We start from the raw sequence: 25,788 nt of genomic DNA on the forward strand, positions 1-25,788 counted from the left end.
GCCGGGAGGGGACTGGCGAGCAGGTCGGTGCGGGGTCGCCGAGGCGGGTGCCTCAGCCCTTGACCGCGCCGGAGGTCATGCCACGGACCATGAACCGCTGCAGGGTGAAGAAGACGATCATCGGGACGACGATCGCGATGAACGCGCCCGCCGTGAGCAGCTCCTGCCCCTGACCCTGCGTGCCGAGGAGCTGCTGGAGCTTGACGATGACGGTGGTGTTCTCGCTCTTGAGGAAGAGCTTGGCGATGAGCAGGTCGTTCCACACCCAGAGGAACTGGAGCGTGGCGAAGGCCGCGATGGCCGGGATCGACATGGGTGCGACGAGCCTCCAGAACGTCTGGAAGTGGCTGCACCCGTCGATCTTGGCCGACTCGACCACACTGCGCGGCAAGGTGCTCATGTAGTTGCGCAGCGTGTAGATGCACAGTGGCATGCCGAACCCGGTGTGCAACAGCCACGCCGAGATGTACTGACCGCTGATGCCGAGACCACGGGGGCCGAGGATGTTGAGCATCGGCTGGAAGGCCACCTGGATGGGGACCACCATGACGGCGATGATCAGCAGGAAGAAGAACTCCTTGAACGGGAAGTCCATGAACGTGAACGCGTAGGCAGCGAAAGCGGCGAACATGATCGGGATGACCGTGGCCGGGATGGCCACGACGATGCTGTTGATGAAGCCGGAGCTGAGGTCCGCCCCCGTCCAGACCCCGGAGTAGTTGCTCGTCGTCCAGCTGCTGCTGAACGGGTGGAGCAGCGCCGTCCACCAGCCGGAGCTCGCGGCGTCGTCACGGGTGCGGAACGAGGTGACGAGCAGACCCAGCGTCGGGATGGTCCACAGCAGCGCGAGGATGGTCATGGTGACCATCGAGAAGGGGCTCCTGGGTCGCCCGTCCTTCATCAGCTTGCGGCTCATCGCCCTGCCTCCTCGTCGCGGAAGTGCTTGACCTGGTACCAGATGAGCGGGATGACGGCGATGAGGAGCACGACGACGATGGCGGTCGCCTGCCCGGCCTCGCTCGCGGCGAACAGCTTGTTGAAGAAGAGGTTCGCGATGACGTTGGTGCCGTAGGCGCCGTTGGTCGTGACGTAGACGATGTCGAAGATCTTGAGCACCGTGATGAAGACCGTGACGAAGACCGTGATGATCGTCCCCTTGATCTGGGGGATGACGACCCGCCAGAAGATCTGCAGCTCGGTGGCGCCGTCGATGCGCGCCGCCTCGACGGTGTCCTCGGGGACGCCCTTGATGGCGGAGCTGAGCAGCACCATGGCGAAGCCCGCCTGCAGCCAGATGAGGATCACCATGAGCAGGATCGAGTTGAGCTTGACGGTGTCGATGGCGAGCCACGTCTGCGGCTCACCACCGAGACCGACCCAGATCGCGTTGAGCAGGCCGGTCTGAGGCTGTCCGGGGTTGTTGTACGCGTAGATCAACAGCCAGACGGCCGAGGCGCTGACGGCGGAGATCGCCATCGGCAGGAAGATCATGCTCTTGGCGACCTTCTCGCCTCCTGCTGACAGCTTGTCGGACAGGACGGCGACGACGACGCCGAACCCGACGACGGTGGCGGGCACGATGAGCAGCCACAGCACGTTGTTGACGATCGACTGCCAGAACTCGGGGTCGCTGAAGATCGTCTTGTAGTTCTGCAGCCCGACGTAGGCCGTGCTGTCGGAGTTGGCGAACGAGTAGTTGATCGTCTGGAAGGTCGGGTAGATGAGCATGAGCCCGACGAGCAGGAGCCCCGGCAGGATGAACGCGTAGGGGATGACGCCCTCGGACAGCCGGCGCGGCAGACCCTCGACGAACATGTTGAGGAAGTAGAAGAGCAGCGCCGCGCCGCCCACGCCACCGATGATCGCGAGGATGCCGATGACGAACTTGTTGCCGAACCACTCGGGGTAGTAGCCGAACGCGAGGAAGAGGTTGGCCAGGCCCCAGACCACGGCGATCATGCCGACGAGGCCCAGGGCGACCCTCATCGGGTTGGTCCGGAGGTGCGCGTCCGGGTCGGTCCCGCTGCGCAGACGCTGGCTCGTGGGTGCCGTGCTGGTGTGGGCGGTCATGACTTCGGCCAGGAGGCTTCGATGTTGTCAGCCGTCTGCTGGGAGCTCTGCCCGCTCTCCCACTTGACCATCTCGGTCCAGAAGGTTCCCGATCCGACGGCCTTCGGCATGAGGTCCGAGCCGTCGAAGCGCAGCACGGCGGCGTTGTTGGCGATGGCCGCGATCTTGCGCGTCGTGTCGTTCGGGTAGTTGCTGACGTCGAACGTCTTGTGCGGTGAGAGCCAACCGCCGGCCTTGGCCCAGGGGCCGCCGAACTTGTCGGAGGTGATGAAGGCCATGACCTTCTTGGCGTCGGGGTCCGTGCCGTTGAAGAGGGCCGCGAGGTCGCCGCCGCCGAGGATCGCCGAGCCGTTGTAGCCGCCCTCGAACCGCGGGAAGACGTAGATGCCGACCTGGTTGTCGAGGTCCGCCTGGACGTTCTTGGGGTAGAACGTCGTGGCGAAGTTGCCCTGGCGGTGCAGCAGGCACTTCGGCGGGTTGGCGAAGGCCGGGGTCATCGCGTCGCCGAACTTGGTGTTGAGCACGCCCTTGGTGCCGCCGAGGACCATCTTCGGGTCCTTGTTGAACTTGGCGGCCTCGTCGAGGGCCTTGACGACGCGCGGGTCGTTGAAGGGGATGCGGTGCGAGGTCCACTGGTCGTAGACGTCGGGGCCCCACATGCGCAGCATGAGCTCCTCGACCCAGTCGGTGCCGACCCAGCCGGTGGCCTGGTCGGACCCCCACCCGATGCACCACGGGGTGGTGCCGGTGGCCGCGATCTTGGCGGCGACGTCGGTCTGCAGCTGCTGGATGGTGTCGGGCGACGTGTTGTAGCCACCCTTGGTGTAGGCAGCCTTGGGGTACCACACGATGCTCTTGACCGCGTTGCGCATCGGGGCGCCGTAGACCCTGCCCTTGTAGCGGGCGGCGTCGAGGAAGCCGGGGAGCAGCGTGCTCTGGAGCTTGTCGTAGTCGAGATAGGTGTCGATGGGCCAGACCTTCTTCTGGCTCGCGAACTCGATCATGCCGCCGGGCTGCGGGAACAGGCCGATGTCGGGGGAGTCTCCGGCGGCGACCTTCTGCTTGATGGTCGTGGTGAAGTCCTGGTCCGACGTGTACTGGATCTTGATGCCGCTGCTCTTCTCGAAGTCCGCGAGCGAGGCCTTGAAGTTCTTCTCCTCGTCACCACCGAACGCCCCGAGGATCGTCACGACCTTGTCGCCGTCGGCCGTGCCGCCGTCGATGAAGCCACCGGCCCCGCCGCCAGCGCCGCCACCGCCGGAGGCGTTGGGGTTCTGCAGGCAGCCGCCCAGCACCAGGGCTGCCGCGGCGACCACCCCACCCGCCTGCAGTGCCCGCCTGGGAAATCCGCTCATGGTCGCTCCTCGTCGTTGAGTTGTGCGTCGATCCCCACCAGATCAACGTGACCACGGTCACGTGAAGTAAGTCATTCCTACCGCGTGTTCGCAGGTCGGTCCAGTGATTCGGGTGGCCGTGACCTACCCGGTACCTGCGTTCGACGATCCCGCTCAGCCACCGCGACCTCGACGGGGAACCGGCGGCCCGGGCGTGTGTCGCCTGTGAAGGGTGTGACCAGAGGGTCGAGCCGGGCTACGTGAGAACGGCCCGCGTCGGGGCGTAGGCCCCGGCACGTTCGACCGTGAGCGCCCCGGCGCGCAGCCCGCGCTGCACGGCGGGCACCAGCTCGGCGAGGCCAGCGTCGTGCAGTCGCGTCCTCGCCTCGGTCCCGCCGAGCATCCCTGCGTCGAGCAGCCCAGAGACGAGACCGGCCATGAAGGAGTCGCCGGCGCCGACGGTGTCGACGACGTCGACGCTGGGCGCGGGCAGGGCCTGCTGCTCGCCGGTGCGGGAGACGTGGACGACGGCGCCGGCACCGCCGCGCGTCACGACGACGACGGCCGGGCCGAGCTCTCCCCACCTGCTCAGCACCTCGTCGAGCGCCTCGCCGGGACAGAGCCACTCGACGTCCTCGTCGCTCAGCTTGACGACGTCCGCGAGGGCGATGGAGCTCTCGACGAGGCGGCGGGCCTGCTCCGGCCGGCCCATCAGGGACGGTCGGGCGTTGGGGTCGTAGGACACCGTCGCGCCGAGCTCGCGGGCCGCCGCCAGGAGGGCGCGCACCTGGCTGCCGCCGGGTTCGAGGACGGCCGCGATGCTGCCGGTGTGGACGTGGTCGTATGCCGTCAGGCCCGGGACCGCGGCCACCTGCCACTCGAGGTCGAACACGTAGGTCGCGGCGCCGGTGGCGTCGATCGTCGCGTGGGCGACGGACGTGAAGGGCGCGCCCTGGGAGCCGGCGGTGAGTGTCACGCCGCGCTCGCGGCATACGTCCTCGATGCGCCCGCCCCGCTCGTCGGTCGCGATCCACGTCGCGAGGTCCACGGGGTGCTCGAGCGCGGCCAGCCCGAAAGCCACGTTGGCCGGGCTGCCACCGACGTGCTCCTCGGTCTCGCCGTCGGGTCTCGTGACGGCGTCGACGAGGGCCTCGCCGATGACGAGGGTGCGGACGTGCCCGGTGCGCTCGCTCACGTCGTGCGCCTCAGGCGTCGATCATGTCGGTGCTGCCGAACCAGCCCGGCCGGTCGAAGCGGTGCTCGCTGTCGATGGTGCGGATGGTGCCGCTGCGCGAGCGCATGACCAGGGAGTTGGTGCGCGCCGACTTCGCGCCGTAGCGCACGCCGCGGAGCAGCTCGCCGTCGGTGATGCCGGTCGCGACGAAGAAGCACTCGCCCACGACGAGGTCGTCGGTGGACAGGACGCGGTCGAGGTCGTGACCGGCGTCGAGGGCCTTCTGGCGCTCCTCGTCGTCCTTGGGCCAGAGCCTGCCCTGGATGACGCCGCCGGTGCACTTGATGGCGCACGCGGCGATGATGCCCTCCGGGGTGCCGCCGATGCCGAGGAGCAGGTCGACGCCGGTGTCGGGACGGGCCGCCATGACGGCACCCGCCACGTCACCGTCGACGATGTAGCGGATGCGGGCACCAGTGTTGCGGATCTCCTCGGCGAGCTGGTCGTGGCGCGGACGGTCCAGCATGACGACCGTGACGTCGGCCGGGGTCTCCCGCTTGGCCTTGGCGATGCGCCGGATGTTCTCGGCGACCGGGAGCCGGATGTCGACGACGTCGGCCGCATCGGGTCCGGTCGCGAGCTTGTCCATGTAGAACACGGCGGACGGGTCGTACATCGCGCCGCGGTTGGCGACCGCCATGACGGCGACGGCGTTGTTCATGCCCTTGGCGGTCAGCGTCGTGCCGTCGATCGGGTCGACGGCGACATCGACCTCGGGGCCGGTGCCGTCACCGACCTGCTCGCCGTTGAAGAGCATCGGGGCGTTGTCCTTCTCGCCCTCACCGATGACGACGACCCCGCGCATGCTGACGGTCGAGATCATCGCGCGCATGGCCTCGACGGCGGCACCGTCTGCCTTGTTCTTCTCGCCGCGGCCGACCCAGCGACCTCCGGCCATGGCTGCCGCCTCGGTCACCCTGACCAGCTCGAGAGCGAGGTTGCGATCCGGCTGGCTGTGCTTCATCAAGGTCCTCCGTCGGCGCAGAACAAGTCCGCGCCAGCCTAGCGGTGAGCACGGCCGGGTTTGGATGGTGTCCGGGAGTCGGGGACGATGGGGGGCATGAGCACCCCGTCGACCCCGTCGACACCCCCGGCAGAGAGCACCACGACCCCGGCGAGCGAGCCGACGGAGTCGACGGAGGCGGGGGAGGCGGTGCAGGCGGTGCAGGCGACGGAGTCGGTGCAGGCGACGGTGCCGGCTGCTCCGCCGAGCCGCTACTCGCTCGGCACGTTCCCCAACATGTTCCGCTCGATGTTCGTCATCGCGCTGCTGGTCCTGGCGCTCGTGGCCATCGTGCCGCGCATCACGCACGTCCAGCGACCGGCGGTCGACGCGGCCGCGAAGGCGAGCCAGGTCGCTGCGCAGACGACCTGGCCGATCGAGCTGCCCACGGGCCTCGGCGACGGCTGGGTGCCGACGGTGGCTACGTACGCGCCGGGCACGGAGAAGGTGCCGACGTTCACGACGGTCTGGAGCACCCCGAGCGGCGCCGACATCGCCCTCAAACAGGCCGTCGGTGCCACGCAGGGCTGGGTCGACCGCTCCGTCGACGACGGCGCGGCCGCCGGCACCGTGACGGTCTCGGGTCGCACCTTCGAGAAGTTCGTCGCGAGCGACAAGGGCCAGCTCGCCTACGTCGCCAAGGGCCAGGGAGCCAAGGGGCTGACCCTCGTGGCGAGCGGGACGGCGCCGGAGGACGAGCTCAAGGCCTTCGTCGCGGCTCTGGGGCCGGTGAAGCCGGCACCGGGCGTCAGGCCTGCGCCGGCCAGCCCGACCGGCTGACCGGAGCGTGCGTCAGGAGCCGTCGTCCTCGTCGAAGATGTCGTCGTCGGCGTGGAGCTCACCCGCGGCAGCGGGCGGGCGTGTGGTCCGCTCGACCTCGGCCTGCGCCCCGTCGAGCCACGTCGCGCAGTGCGCGGCCAGTGCCTCGCCGCGACGCCAGAGCTGCATCGAGTCCTCGAGCGGCGCCTGACCCGCCTCGAGCTTCGCGACGATCGCGATGAGCTCCTCGCGGGCGTCCTCGTAGCGCATGCCGGCGATGTCGGGGAACGAGCCGTCGGTCGTCGTCGCGTCAGCCATGGGCGTCACCCTACGACGTGCTGTCGTCTGCGCCGGCCGACACCGGCCGCACGCCGAAGTCGCCCCGGGCCACGCGGACCCGCAGCAGCTCGCCCACCCCGACGTCGTCCTGGTCCATGACGATGCGCCCGTCGCGGTGCTGCACGACGGCATAGCCCCGCTCCAGGGTCGACTGGGGGGAGAGGGCGACGACCTGCCGGCGGAGGTGCTCGGCCTGGTCGGCGGCACGGTGCAGCCGCGCCTCCATGCGGCTCGTGGCCCGCGCCCGCAGGGCGGCCACCTCCTGTCGTCGGACCCGGACGAGCGCGACCGGGTCGGCCATGACCGGACGAGAGACGAGGGAGCGAAGCCCCGACCGCTCCGCCTCGACCCGGCGCACCAGGGCCCGTCGGACGCGGTCGCGGGCGGTGTCGACCAGAGCCCGCTCGTGGGCCGCGTCGGGGACCACCTTCTTGCCGGCATCGGTCGGCGTCGACGCGCGCCAGTCGGCGACGAGGTCGAGCAGGGGCGTGTCGACGTCGTGGCCGATGGCGCTGATGACGGGCGTCCGGGCCTGTGCGACGGCGCGGATCATGGCCTCGTTGGAGAAGGGCAGCAGCTCCTCGAGCGCCCCGCCACCGCGGGCGATGACGATGACGTCCACGGCTGGGATGGCGTCGAGCTCGCGGAGGGCCTCGACCACCTCGGTGACGGCCGAGCTCCCCTGGACCGCGACCTCGCGGATCTCGAAGACGACTGCGGGCCAACGACGCCGGGCGTTCTCGACGACGTCCTTCTCGGCCGCGGAGTTGCGGCCGGTGATGAGGCCGACACGGTGCGGCAGGAAGGGGATCGGTCGCTTGCGCCCGACGTCGAAGACCCCCTCTGCGGCGAGCGTGCGCTTGAGGATCTCGACTCGGGCGAGGAGGTCGCCGATGCCGACGGGGCGGATCTGACGGGCCTCGAGCTGCAGGGTGCCGCGCTTGGTCCAGAAGGTCGGCTTGGCCTGGAGCACGACCCGAGCGCCCTGCGCGAGCGGGATCGGCATCGCGTTGACGGCGTTCATCGGCACCGACACCGACAAGGACATGTCGACGTCGGGATCGCGCAGCGTGAGGAAGGCGGTGCCGCCGCGTGGGTTGAACTGCACGACCTGGCCCTCGACCCACAGCTGGCTCATCCGGTCGACGTAGTCGGAGATCTTGAGACTGAGCACGCGCACCGGCCAGGGTTGCTCGGCCGTCGTGTCGGCGGCCTTGTCGGGCAGCGGGCTCGTCATGCTCACCCGCGCCACCCTAAACGTGTTGCCGTCCCGGTGGCGCCCACCAACCGTCGGCGCGGTGACTGTCGATGCCGGCCCCCTGGATCGCGGAGCAGCTCGCGCTGGGTCGGGTCAGCTCGACGGAGTGGGTGGCACGGGGCGCCATCGCGGAGGTCCACCGACTCGTCACCGATGCCGGGGCGTATGCCGTCAAGCGGGCGCCGTCCTGCTCCACCACGTGCCGACGCTCAACGTGCCGACGCTCGACGTGCCTACGCTCGACGTGCTGAGGCGGTGCGCGTTGGTGGCCGCGGGAACGACGAGTCGGGAGTCACCGACCGGTCCCCGTACGATGAGGCCATGAGTGAGCCAGTCGACCAGACGTCCGGCAAGAAGGTCCTCCTCGCAGCGCCACGCGGCTACTGCGCCGGTGTCGACCGTGCCGTCGTGACCGTCGAGAAGGCCCTGGAGCTCTACGGTCCGCCCGTCTACGTGCGCAAGCAGATCGTGCACAACAAGCACGTCGTCAGGACGCTCGAGAAGCGTGGAGCGATCTTCGTCGACGAGACGGACGAGGTGCCCGAGGGCGCCACCGTGATCTTCTCCGCCCACGGCGTCGCTCCGGTGGTCCACGACGAGGCGAGGGCCCGAAGCCTCAAGACGATCGACGCGACCTGCCCGCTCGTGACCAAGGTGCACCGCGAGGCCGTCCGCTTCGCTGACGACGACTTCGACATCCTGCTCATCGGCCACGAGGGCCACGAGGAGGTCGTGGGGACCTCCGGGGAGGCGCCCGACCACATCACGCTCGTCGACGGGCCCGACGACGTCGAGAACGTCACCGTCCGCGATCCGGAGAAGGTCGTCTGGCTGTCGCAGACCACGCTCTCGGTCGACGAGACGATGGAGACGGTCGCCCGGCTCAAGGAGAAGTTCCCCCTGCTGCAGAGCCCGCCGTCCGACGACATCTGCTACGCCACGCAGAACCGACAGCTGGCGGTCAAGCAGATGGCCAAGGACACCGATCTCATGATCGTCGTGGGGTCGCGCAACTCGTCGAACTCCGTGCGTCTCGTCGAGGTCGCGGTCGAGCACGGCGCCCGTGACGGGCACCTGGTCGACTTCGCCGACGAGATCCACGAGGAGTGGCTCGAGGGCGTGACGACGGTCGGCGTGACCTCGGGCGCCAGCGTCCCCGAGGTGCTCGTCCGTGACGTGCTCTCGTGGCTCGCCGAGCGCGGCTACGGCGAGGTCGAGGCCGTCATCGCGGCGGAGGAGTCGCTGCTCTTCTCGCTGCCGAACGAGCTGCGGCGCGACCTCAAGGCCCGCAAGGGTGAGGACGCCGGGAACGTGCGCCACGACGCCGCGTTCGAGGACTCCGGCTCCCTTCACTGAGCCGCCGCGTCAGGCGGAGGCCTCTACGCTCGAGGCGTGCCCGGGCGGGGACTCGCGCGCCAGGAAGGCGTCGTCGCGTGCGTCGCGGCCGAGGTCGTCGGTCAGCTCGGCCGCGCTGAGCGAGCGCGGAGCGACCTCGAGGGGCGTCAGGGTCGGCGGGGCGTCGCTGGCCAGGTGCAGCTCGTGCATCCGGCGCGCCGTGACGAGCACTCGCGACTCCAGCGTGCCGACGAACTTGTTGTACTGCTCGACCGACCGGGACAGCGACTGGCCCATCGTCGTGACGTGACCGCCGAGGGTGGCGAGGCGGGCGTAGAGGTCCTGGCCGATGGCGAGGAGCTCGCGGGCGTTCTGCTCGAGCGCGTCCTGCTGCCAGATGGCCCCGATGGTGCGCAGCACCGCGAAGAGGGTGCCCGGCGAGGCCAGGACGACCTTGCGCGAGAGCGCGTGCTCGTAGAGGCCGGGGTCGTCGGCGAGTGCCGTGGCGAGGATCGCCTCGCCGGGGACGAAGCAGATGACGACCTCGGGGGAGCGGGTGAAGGCGCTCCAGTAGGCCTTGGCCGCCAGGCCCTCGACATGTCGCCGCAGGGCGGTCGCGTGGGCGGCGAGCAGCTCGGCCCTCTCGACCTCGTCGACCGTCTCGCTGTGCGCCTGCAGGAAATGCGCCATCGGCGCCTTGGAGTCGACGACGACGTGGCGCGCGCCGGGAAGGTTGACGACGGCGTCGGGCCGCACGGTCGCCCCGTGCCGGCTCACGCTCGTGACCTGCTCGTCGAAGTCGCAGCGTGCGAGCAGTCCGGAGAGCTCGAGCACCCGGCGCAGCTGCACCTCGCCCCACGCGCCGCGGATCGTCGACGCGTTGAGCGCTGTCGCCAGGGTCGCGGTCTCGGAACGCAGCGACTCGGTGGACCGGCTGACCTCGGTGAGGCGTTCGCCGAGCTGGCCGAACTGCAGTGACCGATCCCGCTCGAGCGCCCCGACCTGCCGCTCGACGCGACCGATGGTGTCGCGCAGGGGAGTGAGCAGGGCGGCGGTCGTGTCGTCGACGTCGCGGGCGGCCTCGAGGTCGGCCACCCGGTCGCGCAGGACGTCACGCTCGGCCTCCGCCCCCGCGGAGCGGGCGAGCAGGGTCGAGCGGGCCGACAGCCACGCGAGCAGGCCGCCGACGAGTGCGCCGATGACGAGCCCGACGAGCAGAGCGGTGAGGTCCATGCGAGCACCGTCCCAGACGCCGCCGACAGGAGGGGTCCGCGACACCCGGTGGCGGGCGACCCGGCCCTGCCGACCGACGTGGCCGACGGCATACGCCCGGCGTGCCTGCGAGGTCGGCAGGGTCTGTTAGACCTGTCCCGTGACCGAGTACGACGACGCGACCCGGCTCGAGGCCGGCAACGACCCCACGCAGCGCCACGGCGCCTTCCACGAGGACTGGATGATCGGCAACGCCGTCAACGGAGGCCTCGTCATGACCACGGCGCTGCGCGCGCTCGGCGAGCACCTGGCCGCCGACCCCACCGAGACGACAGAGCACGTGGATCCGGTCGTGCTCTCGGCGTACTTCATGACGGCGTCGCAACCGGGCCCGTTCACGGTGACGACCGAGGTCATGCGCTGTGGCCGCAAGCTCTCCACCGGGCAGATGGCGATCCACCAGACGGACGACGACGGGCAGCCCGTCGAGCGGATGCGCGCCATCGGCTCGTTCGGCAACCTCACCGATCTCGACGTCCAGCGCCAGGCGTCCCCGCCCGAGATGCCGCCGCCCGAGCAGTGCGTCTCGGCCGACCAGGCGCCCCCGGACTTCCTCGCCAACGCGAAGTTCCTCGAGCGCCTCGACCTGCGCCTCGACCCGAGCACGGCCGGGTGGGCGATGGGCAAGCCGTCGATGCGGGGCGTCATGCGCGGCTGGCTACGGTTGCGCGACGGCCGCGAGCCCGACACCACGATGCTCGTGATGGCGCTCGACGCGCTCCCGCCCGTCGCCTTCGACCTCGGGCTCTTCGGCTGGACCCCGACGCTCGAGTTCACGGGCCACGTGCGACGCCGGCCCCAGCCGGGCTGGCTGCAGGTCTCGCTAGGCAGCGACACCCTCGGCGGCGGCATGATGGAGGAGGACGCCATGATCTGGGACTCCGCAGGCAACCTCGTCGCCCAGTCGCGCCAGCTCTGCGGCGTCCGGCTGCCCCGAGGTGGCGCCCGGGACGGCGCGTGACGGTCGAGCTGGTCTACGAGACGCACTCCATCACCGAGGACAACGAGCAGGGCATCGCGACCGGCTGGCGCCCCGGGCGACTCTCCGACCAGGGACGCCGCCTCGCGGTCGCGCTGGGAGAGCGACGTCCCGCGGACGGTTTCGCGGCCGTCTACTCCTCGGACCTCGCGCGTGCGCTCCAGACCGCCGAGCTGGCCTACGGCGGCAGCGCCGTGGCCGTGCGTGTCGACGCCCGGCTGCGTGAGTGCGACTACGGCCGCCTCAACGGCTGCCCGGTGACCGAGCTCGAGCGCGTCCGGCTCGCCCACATCGAGGTGCCGTTTCCCGGCGGGGGCCAGAGCTACCGCGAGGTCGTCCAGGCGACGGCGTCCTTCCTCGACGACGTGCGGCGTGACCATGACGGGGAGCGGTTGCTCGTCATCGCGCACTCGGCCAACCGATGGGCGCTGCAGCACCTGCTCGACGGCACGCCGCTCGAGCAGCTCGTCAGCGCGCCGTTCGGGTGGCAGCCCGGCTGGGAGTGGACGCTCACCTGAGCGCCCGGTGCCGGCATACGCCCTCGTGGTCGGCACCACGCAGGATCGCCACTAAACTCTTGTCCTCGTGGCACTCACCATCGGAATCGTCGGTCTCCCCAACGTCGGCAAGTCGACGCTCTTCAACGCGCTGACCAAGAACAACGTGCTCGCCGCGAACTACCCGTTCGCGACGATCGAGCCCAACGTCGGCGTCGTCCCGCTGCCGGACGCGCGCCTGGGCGCGCTCGCCGAGATCTTCTCCTCCGAGAAGATCCTGCCCGCCACGGTGAGCTTCGTCGACATCGCCGGCATCGTCCGCGGCGCCTCGGAGGGGGAGGGCCTCGGCAACAAGTTCCTCGCCAACATCCGTGAGGCCGACGCGATCTGCCAGGTCGTGCGTGCCTTCGAGGACGGCGACGTCGTGCACGTCGACGGCAAGGTCAGCCCCGCGAGCGACATCGAGACGATCCACACCGAGCTCATCCTCGCCGACCTGCAGACCCTCGAGAAGGCCGTGCCGCGTCTCGAGAAGGAGGCCCGGGTCAACAAGGACAAGAAGGCGGCCGTCGACCTCGCGCTCGCCGCGCAGAAGGTCCTCGAGGCGGGCGACACGTTGTATGCCGCGGGGCCGGCCGCCGGGGTCGACCTCGCCGAGGCCAAGCAGCTGGGACTGCTGACGACCAAGCCCTTCATCTACGTCTTCAACCTCGACGAGGAGCAGCTCGCCGACACCGAGCTGCAGGCCTCGCTGCGCGAGCTCGCAGCGCCGGCCGACGCGGTCTTCCTCAACGCCAAGCTCGAGATGGACCTCATGGAGATGGAGCCCGACGAGGCTCTCGAGCTGCTCCAGAGCTTCGGCGCCGAGGAGTCGGGGCTCGACCAGCTCGCCCGGACAGGCTTCCACACGCTCGGCCTGCAGACCTACCTCACGGCCGGTCCCAAGGAGTCGCGCGCCTGGACGATCGGCAAGGGCTGGACCGCCCCGATGGCCGCCGGTGTCATCCACACCGACTTCCAGCGCGGCTTCATCAAGGCCGAGATCGTCAGCTTCGAGGACCTCGTCGCGGCGGGGAACATGAACGCCGCCAAGGCGGCCGGCAAGGTCCGCATCGAGGGCAAGGACTACGTCATGGCCGACGGCGACGTCGTGGAGTTCCGCTTCAACGTGTAGAGCCGCAGGTAGAGCCTGATCAGTGGAGCAGGGTCGTTCTTACAGGCCTCTTACGAGCGGCGAGAGCACGGAGTGCCGGCCAGCGGACGGCGGTTGACTGGGACAACCCCAACCGCTACTCGAAAGGCACGGCTCATGAACACCACCCGCACATCGATCCTCGCGGCAGCCACCGCCGCGGCGGCTGCCGCGATGCTCGTCGGCGCAGCGGGCACCGCGCCCGCCGCCGTCCAAGCAACCGGGTCTCGGGCCGTCGTCGGGCACGTCTACGAGGCGACCAACGCGTCGGGGAACAATGCCGTCGCCGTCTTCGACCGCTACCGGGATGGCTCCCTGCACCCAGCCGGGACCGTCGCCACCGGTGGCGCCGGTGCCGGTGCATCGCTGCACTCCCAAGGAGGTCTCGTCCGTGACGGCCGAATCCTCTTCGTGGTCAACGCCGGTGACGACTCGGTGTCTGCTCTGGCGTCAACCGAGCACGGCCTCGTCCTGCGCGACCGGATCAGCTCCGGCGGCGATTTGCCGGTGAGCGTCACCGTCCGGGACGGGGTGGGCTACGTGCTCAACCAGGGCAACGACACCATCAACGGGTTCCGCTACGACGCAAGCGGGCACCTGAGCCGGTTGTCCGAATCCACTCGGCACCTGACGCCCAATCCCGCAGGTGGCACCACCGACGCGGCGCAGGTCTCGTTCACCCCCGACGGGCGCTCGCTCGTGGTGACCGAGAAGGCGGCCAACCGCATCGAGACGTTCGGCGTCGTCGGTGGCTCCGCCGGGCACGCGCGACCGCACGCCTCAGCAGGCACGACGCCGTACGGGTTCGACTTCGACCGGCGCGGGAGGGCCATCGTGTCGGAAGCTGTCACAGGGTCCGTCTCGTCCTACCGCGTTCGACCGTTCGGCGTGATCACCAGTGCCCTGCCGGACACGCAGCTGGCCGCCTGCTGGGTGGTCGTCGCCGGTGATCTGGCCTACGTCGTCAATGCTGCGAGTCCGTCGATCTCCTCGTACCGCATCGCCCCCGACGGCTCGCTCACGCTCGAGGCGGCAGTCGCCGCCACCACCGGTGCCGGCCCGACCGACGCTGCCGTCTCGCCCGACGGGAGGACCCTGTCGGTGCGACTCGGGGACGGGTCGGTGTCCTCGTTCGCCATCGGCGGCCACGGGCAGCTCACCCCCGCCGGAACCGCTGCCGGCACCGCATACGGCCCGGCCGGCCTCACCGCCGACTGACCGTTCGTCCGCGTCAGCAGGGTGTCCGCTCCACGAGCGGGCACCCTGCCCGGCACCCCGGAAGGCCCGAGCGGGCCCACCCTCGCAGCACTAACCTTTGAAGATGCCGGTCGGCAGTTCCCCTGCGGTGCAAGGAGCTGAGCGTGGCTGAGGTGCTCGTCGTCGACGACGACCAGACGGTGCGCGAGGTCGTCGTGTCCTACCTTCGGGCCGGCGGGCACGAGGTCACCGCGGTGGGCAACGGTGAGGCCGCGCTGTCGGCGATGCAGCGCCGTCGCGCCGACCTCGTGGTTCTCGACCTGATGCTGCCCGGGGTCGGTGGCCTCGAGGTGTGCCGGCGGCTGCGGGAGAGCACCGACGTGCCGATCATCATGCTCACCGCCCTGGGGTCCGAGTCCGACCGCCTGGTGGGGCTGCGGCTCGGGGCGGACGACTACGTCACCAAGCCGTTCAGTCCGCGCGAGCTGGCACTGCGGGTGGATTCGGTCCTGCGCAGGGTGCAGATGGGCAACATGCGCGGGGCGCGCGTGAGCGACGGCACGCTCGTGGTCGACCCCACCGCGCACGTCGTGACACGGGACGGGCAACCCCTTCCCCTGACGGTGCGCGAGTTCGACCTGCTGCACTTCCTCGTGTCCCATGCTGGTGAGGTCTGGACGCGCGAGGATCTGTTGCGCGAGGTCTGGGGGTGGTCCTTCGGTGACCAGTCGACCGTCACGGTCCACGTCCGGCGACTGCGCGAGAAGGTCGAGGCCGACCCGACGCGGCCGACGCGGTTGCTGACCGTCTGGGGGGTCGGCTACCGATGGGAGCCGTCGTGACGCACGACCAGCTCGTCATCGTCCTCATCGCGGGCGGCTGGTCCCTGGCGATCGGGCTGATCGGCGCGCTGGTCGGGTGGCGCACGAGGCGCGCGCCGATCCAGTGGTCGGCATGGCTCATCGCCGCCGTCGCGATCGGCGGAGTCGTGGCCGGGGTGGTCGGCACGGCGCAGGCGATGTTCCTGTCCCGGCACGACCTCGCCGTCATCGTCCTCGTGTGCGCCGTCTCGGGAGCGGTGTCGATGGCGTTCTCCCTGCTGTTGGCCCGGACGCTCGTGAGCTCGACCCTCCGGTTGCGGGCCATGGCCGCCGAGCTCGGAGCCGGGGAAGTCGTCATGCCGACGGGTGCCGAACCGCGCGAGATCCGGGCGGTTGGTGACGAGCTGGCCCGGAGCGGCGACCTGCTGCGCGCTGCCCAGGCGCGCGAACGTCAGCTCGAGCAGTCACGGCGCGAGCTCGTGGCGTGGGTGTCGCACGACCTCCGGACACCGTTGGCCGGACTGCGCGCGATGGCCGAGGCGCTCGAGGACGGCCTGGCCCCCGATCCTGCCCGGTACCACCACCAGATGCTCAAACAGGCCGACCGCATGACGGCCATGGTCGACGACCTGTTCGAGCTGTCCCGGATCCACGCCGGCACTCTCAACCTCTGCGTACAGCCGTTGGCGCTGCGCGACGTCGTGAGCGAGTGCATCGCCGGTGCGAGCCCGGTCGCCGCTGCCGGGCGCGTCGTCATCGACGGCGAGGTCGGCCCGGATCTCGAGGTGCGCGCCGACCCCGACGCCCTGTCGCGGGTGGTGGGCAACCTCGTGATGAACGCGATCCGGCACACGCCCGCCGACGGTGCGATCCTCGTGGAAGGGCGCCGGGACGGCGCCGCCATCGAGCTCAGCGTCACGGACGCGTGCGGAGGAATCCACCCGGACGAGCTCGAGCGCGTGTTCGACGTGGCCTGGCGAGGCAGCTCAGCCCGAACCCCGGAGACCGGGACCGGCGCGGGGCTGGGACTGGCGATCGTCCGGGGCCTCGTCGAGGCGCACCGCGGGACCGTGAGCGTGAGCAACCACGGGCCCGGGTGCAGGTTCCTCGTGCGGCTGCCGGCCTGACGCCAAACGCGAAACCCCCGACCGGATGGTCGGGGGTTTCGCTCGGGACCGAAGTCACCGGAGGTGTCTTGGGGTCAGATGCCCTTGACCTTCTCGGCCTGGGGGCCCTTGGGGCCCTGCGTGACGTCGAACTCGACCTTCTGGCCCTCCTGCAGCTCGCGGTAGCCGCCGCTCTCGATGGCCGAGTAGTGAACGAAGACATCGGCGCCGCCGCCGTCCTGCTCAATGAAGCCGAAGCCCTTTTCGCTGTTGAACCACTTCACGGTGCCTGTTGCCACTGGTGTTGCCTCTTCTTGTCAGCGAGGCCTCCCGTGTGGAGACCTCAGGCTGCCGATGGTCACGACGAGCGCGACACGCGAACCTTCGCGCGGTGGCTCAGTCGAGCCGAGTCCGTTCGTACGTGGACTCGGACGGCAACCGGGACTGACGGTAGCAGCCGCCGGCGTCTTTGCCCCGGTCAACCGCGTTATGGGACAACGCCATGACCAGCGATATGGGAAGAGCGTGGGGCATCTGGCGGTTTTGCGTACCAGCGACGGACCCCGCCCTAGCCTTGTCGCATTCGGGTCCAGGGTCGTCTCCCTCAAGGAGCGCAGAATGTTTGCTCGCGTAGCTGTTGTCCGGTCAGCCTTTGCCGGTGTCGTGGCTGTTGCGCTGGCGGTGGTGGCAGCAGCGGCGGCGCAGGCCGTCGTGCCGACCGCCCCGGCCCAGACCTGGGGGGTGGACGGCAGGGTGTCGGCCATCCTGCCCCTCCCCAGCGGCAGGGTGGTCGTCGGTGGGTCGTTCACGGCCGTGGTCGACAGCGTCGGGAACACCCAGTTCGCTGCCACCAACGTCGCCCTCTTCGATCCGGCCACCGGTCAGTTCGACTCAACCTGGCGCCCCAGCGTCAACGGTTCGGTGAACGCGCTGGCAACGGATGGCAGCAGGCTGTTCCTCGGCGGCACGTTCAGCAAGGTCGGTGGCGTCAACCGGGACAAGCTGGCTGCCGTCACGCTGAGCAGCGGCGCGCTCGAGCCCGGCTGGGTGGGCCCCAAGCTCGACGGCCCGGTCGACGTCATGCGGCTCAGCGCCGGCGCGCTCTTCGTTGGCGGCAACTGGAACACCGTCACGTCGGGCACCACGACGTATGCCCAGGCGAAGGTGGCGAAGGTCAGCGCCTCGACCGGTGCCTTCGACACGGCGTTCCGGCCGACCGCCAACCCGACCCCGAGCGACGTCCCTCCGAGCGGGCGGGTCTGGGCGCTTCTCGTGCTGAACAACGGCAACGTCGTGCTCGGCGGGGACTTCGGGGACATCAACGGTGTGGCATCCACACGGCGAATCGCCGTCGTCGATCCCAGCACCGGCACCCCGGTTCGAGGCTTCCTGTCCAAGCCCAACAACGGCACCAGCACGGCGACCATCCTTGACCTCGCCACCGACGGCACCACGATCTACGAGGCCGTCGCGGGCAGCGGGGGCGCCTGCACCGCGGTCGACGCGGCCACCGGTGCCGTCCGATGGACGTGGCACTCCAACGGGAACATGCAGTCGGTCCGAGTCGTCGGCACCACCGTCTACTGCGGCGGGCACTTCGGCGGAACCGCCTCGTTCGGCGACCAGACGCGCAACAAGATCGCCGCCGTCGACGCAGGGACGGGAGCCATCCTGCCGTGGGCCCCCGTCATCAACAGTGCCCTCGGGGTCTGGTCCATGGGATCCGACGCCACTCGGCTCTACCTCGGCGGCGACTTCACCAAGGCCGGCGGCGTGGCGCAGCAGCACTTCGCCATGTGGATCGACACCGCGTCGACGTCCGTCCCGGGAGCACCCGTGCTCAGCGGGACCGCGGGCGACGGCGTCGTGTACCTGAGCTGGCAACCTCCCTCGAGCGACGGGGGATCGACGATCCTTCGGTACAAGATCTGGCGCAAGCTGGCGAGCGCGACGACGTATCCCAACGCGGCGCTGGCCACCGTCTCCAGCGGGACGATCTACACCGACACGACAGTGACCAACGCAACCGCCTACTCGTACAAGGTGCTCGCCGTCAACGGTGTCGGTAGCGGCCCCTACAGCAACGAGCTCACGGTGACACCGGGGGCCACCGCCCCGGCGGCCCCGTCTGCGCCCTCGGCCCTGACCGCGACGTTGGACAGCTCGGGGGTCACGCTCAGCTGGACGGCGCCGACATCGCCCGGCAACCCCGCTCTCACGAGGTACGACGTCTACCGTGGCACGACATCGGGGCAACGCAGCCTCCTGGCCAGTGTGCCGGCAGGCACCACCACGTTCGGTGATGCCCTGCCCCCGTCAGGCACGACCTACTTCTATGCCGTGAGAGCGGTCAACACCGTCGGCTCCAGTCCCGACTCCAACGAGGTGAGCGCCGACAGCTCCTTGGTGGGTGCGCCGACCCAGCCCACCTTGAGTGCCACGACCGGGACCGCGAGCATCAACCTGTCATGGGTCGCGGGAGGCGGTGGCGGAGCTGCGGACAAGTGGATCATCCTGCGCGACAACGTCCAGCTCGCCCGGGTCACCGACCCCAACGCCAGGACCTACAGCGACACCACCGTCGTCTCGGGCACGACGTACACCTACAAGGTCAGGGCGGTGAACTCGGTCGGGAGCAGCCCCAACTCCAACCCGGTCACGGTGACGGCGCCCTAGCGTGGGCAGGCCCGGACGCCTGGTCAGGCCGACGGACGCCAGGGCTGGTGGTGGGGCTCTTCCCAGCCCATCGCATCACGGTGAGAATGGGGAGGTGTTCATCACACCCGTGAGCGAGGACGATGCTGCAGGCGACCTCGCCGAGTACTACCGCACCCAACGTGCCGCGTGGGGCTTCCTGCCCAACTACGCCGCAGCGTTCTCGACCCGCCCCGACGTGGCGCAGGCCTGGAACGCGCTCAACGCGACGATCCGCGACGGCATGAACCGGCGCCGCTTCGAGATCGCCACCATCGCTGCCGCCCGTGCGGTCCGGTCGACGTACTGCACCGCGGCCCATTCGAAGTTCTTGAGGGACGTCTGCGCCGACGAGACCACGATGCGCTCCATCACCGAGCACCCCGACGGAGCGGCACTCGACCTCCAGGACCGCGCCGTCTACCAGTTCGCGGCGAAGGTTGCCGCGGACGCGTCCTCGGTCGGTGCGGACGACGTCGAACGCCTGCGGACCGTCGGACTCACCGACGAAGAGATCGCCGATGTCGTGTTCGCCGCCTCAGCTCGCTGCTTCTTCACTGCCGTCCTCGACGGGCTCGGCGCCCAGCTCGACGTCCAGACCGCGGAGACGTTCCCGGAGGCCCTGCTGAGCTCCATGGTCGTCGGCCGACCCGTCGCAGAACCGTGAGCAGCCGACGTCACGGATCCTGACGCCCTGACGCGACCGGGTCGGGGGCCGTGCTGAGCCTGCACCTACGCCTCGTGCGGGTAGTCCTCGTCGTCCGCACCGGCCACCAGCTCGCGCTGCTCGAGCCGGTCCGCCTCGTCGGCCTCGTCGGCCTGGTCCGCAAGGGCCCCAGGGCCGGTGTCGGCGACGTCGACGATGGCCTCCTGGTCGGAGGGCGGTGGCGGGTCGACCGGGGCCTGCTGCTCGAGCCGGTCCGCCTCCGGGACCTCGTCGTGGCTGGGGTGCTGTGCGGTCACGGTCGTTCCTCCTCCGTCGCCGGCTGGTGCGCCCCGCTGCCGCCGTGGGCGCTCGCGGAGCCGCTGTGCCTTCGAACCCTGTGGTGCCAGCATCCCACGAGCCGTGCGTGAGGCCAGCGGAGACAAGGTCAGGTGTCACGCGTCGTCACCGGCCGCGAGCGCAGGTCGGGACTCAGCCCTCCGGGGGCAGCACGACGCCGAAACCCGCGATCGCCAACCGGAGCAGCACCTGACCCGGCGCGAGCAGGTCGGCGATGCGAGCGGCACTCAGCACCTCCAGCTCGGCGAGCCGGACGGCATACGCCTCCGGGTCGACGACGCGGGCCCGCTGGAGCTCCATGGTGTTGTGCCACACCTTCGTGCGGGCCTCGCGCAGGAACCGCGTCGACGCCGCACGGTTGAGCGGCGTCAGCACCCGGTCGAGCACGCTCTTGGCACTCTGGGCGCTCAGCTCGTCGTCCTCTGCCGCGACTCGGGCGGCGAGGACCCCGTCGATGCGCTCGTGGTCGCGCCGCCGTCTGTCGAGCAGGACCGGGTCGGTGAAGTCCGCGTCGCTGATGACACCGAGCAGAGCCTGCGGCAGGTCGTAGTTGATGTGGGCGTTGATGCCGAGGAGCACCTGCCTCAAGGGCGGCAGGGTCGGGGGAGCGTCGAAGGCGAGACGCCAGGGCCGGGGCGCCCGATGCCGCGGGTCGCCCGCGAGGTCGGCCTCGAGCGCGTCGAGGTAGAGGTCGGCGAAGACGACGTCCCAGGCCTCCACCCAGCCCGGGTCCTCGAACGCGGCGGCCTCGAGGGCCTCGGCGACCGCCCGCGTCGTGCGCTGGTAGGTGGCGAGGAAGGTGCGCCGCGCCGCCAGCTCCCGGGGCATCGCCGAGAGGGTCGCGGTCATCCGGGTGAGGACGTCGTCGATGGTCCGCCCGCCCACGGCCTCGGTCATCGCGTTCTCCTCACGCAAGCCGTCCCTCGCTCCTATTCTGGAGCGAGAGTCGCACGGCGTCAGTCGAATCCGGACGTCGTCGCGCGGGGCGCTCCTGGTCGAGGAGGCCGGATGAGAGCACGGACGCCTGGACCGAGGTCCTTCGATGCCGTGGCTGTCGGACGGCGCGAGACGAACGCGTGGGTGGCCTACTACCGGCACGAGTGGGTGATGTTCCTGCGCGCCTCGGTCGGGATGGTGGCGGCCGGTTTCGGCATGAACCGTCGCGACACGCTCCGCGGGGCTTGGCTCGTCCTGCGCGCCAACCAGGCGTGGGCACCCTTCCCGGACAACGACCCTGACCGCGCACGCGAGCTGATGCGAGAGTTCTATGCGCTCGTTGCGAGCAGCAGCGGGCTCGACCTCGATCCCACCCGGGCGGCGGAGCTCGAGGTCGAGTGGTGGCGCGTGCACCGCGCGCACCAGCACGACGACGACGTGACGACCGAGGATCTGGTGGGTGCGCTCAGCGCCCTCTACGCCTACGTCTACGCCGTCGACCCGCAACGTGTCCGACTTGCTGCGACGAGGCGTGTCGAGGCCATGGACCTGTCGGACGCCTGGGTTCGGCGCGGCTGCTCGATGTCGGATCCGCTGCTGTCCCGAGAGCGCCGGGCGCTCGTCGCGTCGTATGCCGCGCTGCTCGACGCCGTCGACCGGTCGAGGACGTGAGCGTCCGTGACACCGGCCGCCTCGCCGTCCCCGTCCGCGGCCCTGGCCCAGCGTGACGACCGGGTCCTGCCCGCCACGCGGGCCCTCGCCGTCGTGCTCGTGCCGATCCTTCTCACGGCCTTCGTCATCCTCTACGGGTTCCCGGCCGACACCGGCCGCCTCTTCGCCTGGACCATCAGACCGGACCTGACCCCGATGGTGCTCGCTTCCGCCTACCTTGGCGGTGCGTGGTTCTTCATCCGGGTCGTGCGTGAGCGGCGGTGGGCCCGGCTGAGCGCGGGGCTGGTCTCGGTCACCCTCTTCGCCGCCCTGCTCGGCGTCGCCACGGTGATCCACTGGGACCGCTTCAACCACGGCCATGTCGCCTTCTGGCTCTGGGCCGGGCTCTACTTCACGGCCCCGTTCCTCGTGCTCGCCGTCTGGGTCGCCAACCAGCGCGTGGCCGCGCCCCCACACCCGGACGAACTGCGCATCGGCCGGGTGGCCCGTGTCGTCGTCGCGGCCGGTTCCGGGCTGGCGCTCGTGCAGGGACTCGTCATGTTCGCGGTCCCGTCGGTGGTCATCCCCGTGTGGCCCTGGCTGCTGACCCCGTTGACGGCCCGCGTGGTCGGTGCGGTCTTCTGCCTGGGCAGCGCCGGTCTCGTCGTGCTCCGCGACAGTCGGTGGGTGCGCCTGAGGCTCATGGTCGAGGTCGAGGTGATCATGCTGACCTTGATGCTCGTCGGCGCGGTGCGGGCGCGCACCGACCTCTACACCGACCGCCCCCTGACCTGGCTGATGCTCGGTGGCTTCGTCGCCACGCTCGCGGCCTCACTGTGGCTCTGGCGCGCCATGGCGACGCGCGCTGAGGCCGGCTGAGTCACCTCGAACCGCAGGACACCGCCGAGCTCCCCGAGGCGAGTGGTGACGCGGTCGCGCGCTACCTCCGCGGACGCGACGACGACCAGACCGGCCGCTGACGATCGAAAGGGCATTCCGTCCGCCCGGCGGCCCCGCCGAACGCGGACGGATCGCTCTCTCGATCACGTCCGGACTCCCCCATCCCAATCGAAAGAGCATTCCGTCCGCCCGGCGGCCCCGCCGAACGCGGACGGATCGCTCTCTCGATCAGGTAAGGAGTCCCCTCGCGCGATCGAAAGCGCTGCGGTGACGTCAGGCCGTCCGCCGTGCGGTGACGAGGAGGTACTCCCAGCCCATCCGTCCGTCGGCATCGAGGTGACCGCGGGCCAGGTCGGCCAGGGCCGTGTCGAGGGCGGCGACCTCGTCAGGGTCGTCGGCGATGCCACGGTAGGTGGCGATCGTCGGACCGTAGGTGCGCTTGAAGAAGTCGCGGAAGTCCTCCGGACGGTCGAAATGCACTGGGAGCGAGCGCTTCTCGGCCGTGAAGCCCTCGACGCGGTCGCGGAGCAGGTCGCGTACGTGCGCCTCGTCGCCCCACAGCGGCGGGGGCTGGGCGCCGGGAGGCGGCGGCGCGGCATACGGCTTCATCGCCGCGAACATCTGCCCGATGAATCCCCCTGGGGTCCAGCTGGCGAGCCCGACGGTGGCCCCTGGGCGTGCGACGCGGACGAGCTCGTCCGCTGCCGCCTCGTGGTGCGGTGCGAACATGACGCCCACGCTCGACATGACGACGTCGAAGGATGCGTCGGCGAAGGGCAGGGCCTCGGCGTCGCCCTGCTGCCAGTCCACCGTGACCCCGGCGTCGGCGGCCAGTCGCCGCCCCACGTCGAGGAGCGCGGGCGAGAGGTCACAGGCGACGACGCGCGCCCCGGCACGTGCGGCCGGGATCGAGGCGTTGCCCGTGCCGGCGGCGACATCGAGGGCGTCCTGGCCCGCCGTCACCCGGCAGGCGTCGACGAGGACCCGCCCCAGCTCCGGGATGATCTCCCGGGCCACGGCGGCGTAGTCGCCGAGTGCCCACATGGCGGCATGCCGGGTCTTGAGTACAGCGTCGGCGGTGGTCTCCGGCGTCTGGGTGTGCGTGGTCATGCTGGTTCCCTCCATCGGTGGCGGGCCACGGTCTGGCCCGGAGGCCCACTGGGCCGTCCGTCTCCAGATTCCGCCGCCGCGGCTGCCGTCTCCAGTACACGTCGTGGACTGATGCGGTCCAGATCCGGGACCGATACTGGACGGTGTGGCGCGGCTCAGGACGGCTGCGACCGCCCGACCGGAGGTGGGACATGGGACGACACGATCCCGGCGCAGGCCAGTACTGCCCGATCTCGCGCGCGCTGGACGTCGTGGGGGAGCGGTGGTCGCTGCTCATCCTGCGCGACATGATGACCGGCACGACGCGGTTCAACGACCTCGCGCGTGGCCTGCCGGGTCTCTCGCGCACGCTGCTGACCAAGCGCCTGCGCCATCTCGAGCGCTTCGGCGTCGTCGGGCGCTCGGGAGCGCAGTACGTGCTGACCCCCTCGGGGCGGGCCCTCGAGCCGGTCGTCTTCGGCCTGGCGCAGTGGGGCGCCGAGTGGACGTTCGGCGACCCTCTGCCGGACGAGCTCGACGCGCAGCTGCTCGTCTGGTGGATGCACAGCCGTGTCGACACCTCAGGCCTCGTCGGCGAGCGTCACGTGCTCCACCTGCGTTTCGCCGACGACGCACGCCGCTTCTGGATCGTCGTCGAGCACGGCACCCCGTCGGTCTGCATGAGCGACCCGGGGTTCCCGGTGGACGTGACGATCAGCAGCGACGTCGCCTCGTTGTATGCCGTGTGGCTGGGCCGTCTGCCGCTGCCGGCGGCGCTCCGGTCTGGCCGTGTGCACGTCGAGGGACCCACGACGATGACCCGCCGGCTCGACGAGGTGCTGCAGCTGAGCCCGGTGGCCCCGTTCGTCGCCGCCGCGAGGCGGGCGGCCACGGTCTGACCCCTGCCAGGCCGCCCGGCCGGGCGGCCTGGCGGCCGGGCGGTCAGGCGGTCAGGCGGGAGAGTCCCCGCCCTCTCCCGAGGTGTCCAGGTCGGGCGTGACGGGAGCTCCGGCCGCAGCGGCAGGGGCTGACGGGGCGGCCGGGGGAGCGTCGACGTTCTCGGGGAAGTGGCAGGCGACCTGGTGCAGCGGCGCGAGCTCGACGAGCGGCGGCTCCTGCGTCTTGCAGATCTCCTGGGCCTTCCAGCAGCGGGTGTGGAAGCGGCAGGCCGGCGGCGGGTTGACCGGGCTCGGCACGTCGCCCTCGAGGCGGATCCGCTCGCGCTTGGTCCGGCGCTGCGTGTCGGGGACCGGCACGGCCGACAGCAGAGCCGTCGTGTACGGGTGCATCGGCCGGATGTAGAGCTCGTCGCGGTCGGCGACCTCGACGAGCTTGCCGAGATACATCACGGCGACGCGGTCGGACATGTGGCGCACCACCGACAGGTCGTGCGCGATGACGACGTAGGTCAGGCCGAACTCGTCCTGGAGGTCCTCCAGGAGGTTGATGACCTGGGCCTGGATCGACACGTCGAGGGCCGAGACCGGCTCATCGGCGATGATCAGCTTGGGCTTGAGCGCGAGGGACCGGGCGATGCCGATGCGCTGGCGCTGGCCGCCCGAGAACTCGTGGGGGTAGCGGTTGTAGTGCTCGGGGTTGAGCCCGACCAGCTCGAGCAGCTCCTGGACGGTGGCCTTGACGCCCTTCTCGGGCTTGATGCCCTGCAGGTGGAAAGGCGCCCCGACGATCGTGCCGACCGTGTGACGGGGGTTGAGCGAGCCGTAGGGGTCCTGGAAGATCATCTGGACGTCCCGACGCAGCGGACGCAGCTTGCCCGCCGACCAGTGCGTGATGTCCTCGCCTTCGAGCAGGATCGTGCCGGCGGTGGGCTCGAGCAGGCGCGTCAGCATGCGGCCCGTCGTCGTCTTGCCGCAGCCCGACTCGCCGACGAGCGACAGCGTCTCGCCTCGCGCGACGTTGAAGGTCAGGCCGTCGACGGCCTGCACCGCGCCGACCTGGCGCTGGAGCAGGCCCCGGCGGATGGGAAAGTGCTTCGTCAGGTCGGTGACCTGCAGCAGCGACTCGCCCGCCTGCTTCGACGCGGTCGGCTTGACGTGGGTGGTGGTCACGATGGGACTCCTGTGCTGAGGTCTCGCGGCGCTCGACCGGGCGCGGTGGG

The 25,788-nt window shown here is 70.4% G+C and carries 26 protein-coding genes; 13 read left to right on the plus strand and 13 right to left on the minus strand.

The window, feature by feature from the left end; all coding sequences use genetic code 11:
* Positions 1–52 precede the first annotated feature (52 nt).
* The 5 genes from AC1DIW_RS01870 to glpX form a co-directional block, all read right to left on the minus strand.
* Entirely contained in the window at positions 53–916 is an 864-nt protein-coding gene (locus AC1DIW_RS01870) for a carbohydrate ABC transporter permease (protein WP_478106258.1), read from the minus strand.
* A complete protein-coding gene (locus AC1DIW_RS01875) occupies positions 913–2,070 on the minus strand; it encodes a carbohydrate ABC transporter permease (RefSeq protein WP_478106259.1) in 1,158 nt (385 codons plus the stop codon). Before AC1DIW_RS01875 ends, AC1DIW_RS01870 begins: the two co-directional genes overlap by 4 nt.
* The gene (locus AC1DIW_RS01880) at positions 2,067–3,425 is read right to left on the minus strand and encodes an ABC transporter substrate-binding protein (protein WP_478106260.1); all 1,359 of its coding nucleotides are present in this window, start codon (positions 3,423–3,425) and stop codon (positions 2,067–2,069) included. The genes AC1DIW_RS01875 and AC1DIW_RS01880 overlap by 4 nt, the downstream gene beginning before the upstream one ends.
* Before the next feature lie 235 nt (positions 3,426–3,660).
* On the minus strand, positions 3,661–4,599 hold the full coding sequence (locus AC1DIW_RS01885; protein WP_478106261.1) for a carbohydrate kinase family protein: 939 nt from the start codon (positions 4,597–4,599) through the stop codon (positions 3,661–3,663).
* A 10-nt stretch (positions 4,600–4,609) separates the two neighbouring features.
* Positions 4,610–5,602, minus strand: coding sequence for a class II fructose-bisphosphatase (gene glpX, locus AC1DIW_RS01890; RefSeq protein ID WP_442280007.1), 993 nt, complete (start codon positions 5,600–5,602; stop codon positions 4,610–4,612).
* 96 nt (positions 5,603–5,698) lie between these two features.
* Between glpX and AC1DIW_RS01895 the strand changes: the two genes are divergently transcribed.
* Positions 5,699–6,421 carry a DUF4245 domain-containing protein gene (locus AC1DIW_RS01895; protein ID WP_478106262.1) on the plus strand — a complete coding sequence of 241 codons (723 nt, stop codon included), beginning with the start codon at positions 5,699–5,701 and terminating at the stop codon, positions 6,419–6,421.
* Between the two features lie 12 nt (positions 6,422–6,433).
* Here AC1DIW_RS01895 and AC1DIW_RS01900 read toward each other — a convergent pair whose 3' ends face one another.
* Positions 6,434–6,718 carry an exodeoxyribonuclease VII small subunit gene (locus tag AC1DIW_RS01900; protein WP_478106263.1) on the minus strand — a complete coding sequence of 95 codons (285 nt, stop codon included), beginning with the start codon at positions 6,716–6,718 and terminating at the stop codon, positions 6,434–6,436.
* A gap of 10 nt (positions 6,719–6,728) precedes the next feature.
* Positions 6,729–7,976: an exodeoxyribonuclease VII large subunit gene (xseA, locus tag AC1DIW_RS01905; RefSeq protein WP_442280021.1), complete on the minus strand. Its 1,248-nt coding sequence runs from the start codon at positions 7,974–7,976 to the stop codon at positions 6,729–6,731.
* Between the two features lie 342 nt (positions 7,977–8,318).
* Here xseA and AC1DIW_RS01910 point away from each other — a divergent pair, with 342 nt between their 5' ends.
* Positions 8,319–9,353, plus strand: coding sequence for a 4-hydroxy-3-methylbut-2-enyl diphosphate reductase (locus AC1DIW_RS01910; protein ID WP_442280004.1), 1,035 nt, complete (start codon positions 8,319–8,321; stop codon positions 9,351–9,353).
* 9 nt (positions 9,354–9,362) lie between these two features.
* On the opposite strand, the gene AC1DIW_RS01915 is transcribed toward AC1DIW_RS01910, so the two are convergent.
* Positions 9,363–10,565: a DNA recombination protein RmuC gene (locus tag AC1DIW_RS01915; protein ID WP_478106264.1), complete on the minus strand. Its 1,203-nt coding sequence runs from the start codon at positions 10,563–10,565 to the stop codon at positions 9,363–9,365.
* A gap of 139 nt (positions 10,566–10,704) precedes the next feature.
* Here AC1DIW_RS01915 and AC1DIW_RS01920 point away from each other — a divergent pair, with 139 nt between their 5' ends.
* From AC1DIW_RS01920 to AC1DIW_RS01945, 6 genes are all read left to right on the plus strand, one after another.
* Positions 10,705–11,565, plus strand: a complete 861-nt coding sequence (locus AC1DIW_RS01920) for a thioesterase family protein (RefSeq protein WP_478106265.1) — start codon at positions 10,705–10,707, stop codon at positions 11,563–11,565.
* Entirely contained in the window at positions 11,562–12,101 is a 540-nt protein-coding gene (locus tag AC1DIW_RS01925; protein WP_478106266.1) for a histidine phosphatase family protein, read from the plus strand. Before AC1DIW_RS01920 ends, AC1DIW_RS01925 begins: the two co-directional genes overlap by 4 nt.
* Before the next feature lie 67 nt (positions 12,102–12,168).
* The gene (gene ychF / locus AC1DIW_RS01930) at positions 12,169–13,254 is read left to right on the plus strand and encodes a redox-regulated ATPase YchF (protein ID WP_442280000.1); all 1,086 of its coding nucleotides are present in this window, start codon (positions 12,169–12,171) and stop codon (positions 13,252–13,254) included.
* Positions 13,255–13,389: 135 nt separating this feature from the next.
* A complete protein-coding gene (locus AC1DIW_RS01935; RefSeq protein WP_478106267.1) occupies positions 13,390–14,490 on the plus strand; it encodes a lactonase family protein in 1,101 nt (366 codons plus the stop codon).
* A 143-nt stretch (positions 14,491–14,633) separates the two neighbouring features.
* Entirely contained in the window at positions 14,634–15,311 is a 678-nt protein-coding gene (locus tag AC1DIW_RS01940) for a response regulator transcription factor (RefSeq protein ID WP_442279998.1), read from the plus strand.
* Positions 15,308–16,417, plus strand: coding sequence for a sensor histidine kinase (locus tag AC1DIW_RS01945; protein WP_442279997.1), 1,110 nt, complete (start codon positions 15,308–15,310; stop codon positions 16,415–16,417). Before AC1DIW_RS01940 ends, AC1DIW_RS01945 begins: the two co-directional genes overlap by 4 nt.
* A gap of 74 nt (positions 16,418–16,491) precedes the next feature.
* Here the strand turns inward: AC1DIW_RS01945 and AC1DIW_RS01950 are convergent, their stop codons facing one another.
* On the minus strand, positions 16,492–16,695 hold the full coding sequence (locus AC1DIW_RS01950) for a cold-shock protein (protein ID WP_009777120.1): 204 nt from the start codon (positions 16,693–16,695) through the stop codon (positions 16,492–16,494).
* Between the two features lie 319 nt (positions 16,696–17,014).
* On the opposite strand from AC1DIW_RS01950, the gene AC1DIW_RS01955 reads away from it, so the two are divergent.
* A complete protein-coding gene (locus AC1DIW_RS01955) occupies positions 17,015–19,072 on the plus strand; it encodes a fibronectin type III domain-containing protein (RefSeq protein ID WP_478106268.1) in 2,058 nt (685 codons plus the stop codon).
* Positions 19,073–19,166: 94 nt separating this feature from the next.
* Positions 19,167–19,757 (plus strand): carboxymuconolactone decarboxylase family protein, encoded by a 591-nt coding sequence (locus AC1DIW_RS01960; protein WP_478106269.1) that lies wholly within the window; start codon positions 19,167–19,169, stop codon positions 19,755–19,757.
* 65 nt (positions 19,758–19,822) lie between these two features.
* Here AC1DIW_RS01960 and AC1DIW_RS01965 read toward each other — a convergent pair whose 3' ends face one another.
* Positions 19,823–20,053: a hypothetical protein gene (locus tag AC1DIW_RS01965; protein WP_442279994.1), complete on the minus strand. Its 231-nt coding sequence runs from the start codon at positions 20,051–20,053 to the stop codon at positions 19,823–19,825.
* A gap of 172 nt (positions 20,054–20,225) precedes the next feature.
* Positions 20,226–20,990 (minus strand): DUF5995 family protein, encoded by a 765-nt coding sequence (locus tag AC1DIW_RS01970; RefSeq protein ID WP_478106270.1) that lies wholly within the window; start codon positions 20,988–20,990, stop codon positions 20,226–20,228.
* A gap of 111 nt (positions 20,991–21,101) precedes the next feature.
* Between AC1DIW_RS01970 and AC1DIW_RS01975 the strand changes: the two genes are divergently transcribed.
* Entirely contained in the window at positions 21,102–21,701 is a 600-nt protein-coding gene (locus AC1DIW_RS01975) for a hypothetical protein (RefSeq protein WP_442279992.1), read from the plus strand.
* Between the two features lie 6 nt (positions 21,702–21,707).
* Positions 21,708–22,559 (plus strand): hypothetical protein, encoded by an 852-nt coding sequence (locus tag AC1DIW_RS01980; protein ID WP_442279991.1) that lies wholly within the window; start codon positions 21,708–21,710, stop codon positions 22,557–22,559.
* Positions 22,560–22,853: 294 nt separating this feature from the next.
* Here the strand turns inward: AC1DIW_RS01980 and AC1DIW_RS01985 are convergent, their stop codons facing one another.
* On the minus strand, positions 22,854–23,690 hold the full coding sequence (locus AC1DIW_RS01985) for a class I SAM-dependent methyltransferase (protein WP_478106271.1): 837 nt from the start codon (positions 23,688–23,690) through the stop codon (positions 22,854–22,856).
* Positions 23,691–23,881: 191 nt separating this feature from the next.
* Here AC1DIW_RS01985 and AC1DIW_RS01990 point away from each other — a divergent pair, with 191 nt between their 5' ends.
* Positions 23,882–24,568, plus strand: coding sequence for a winged helix-turn-helix transcriptional regulator (locus tag AC1DIW_RS01990; RefSeq protein WP_478106272.1), 687 nt, complete (start codon positions 23,882–23,884; stop codon positions 24,566–24,568).
* A gap of 51 nt (positions 24,569–24,619) precedes the next feature.
* Here AC1DIW_RS01990 and AC1DIW_RS01995 read toward each other — a convergent pair whose 3' ends face one another.
* A complete protein-coding gene (locus tag AC1DIW_RS01995) occupies positions 24,620–25,738 on the minus strand; it encodes an ABC transporter ATP-binding protein (protein WP_442279988.1) in 1,119 nt (372 codons plus the stop codon).
* Between the last annotated feature and the right edge of the window lie 50 nt (positions 25,739–25,788).

Source organism: Terrabacter sp. 01T434 (assembly GCF_056398545.1).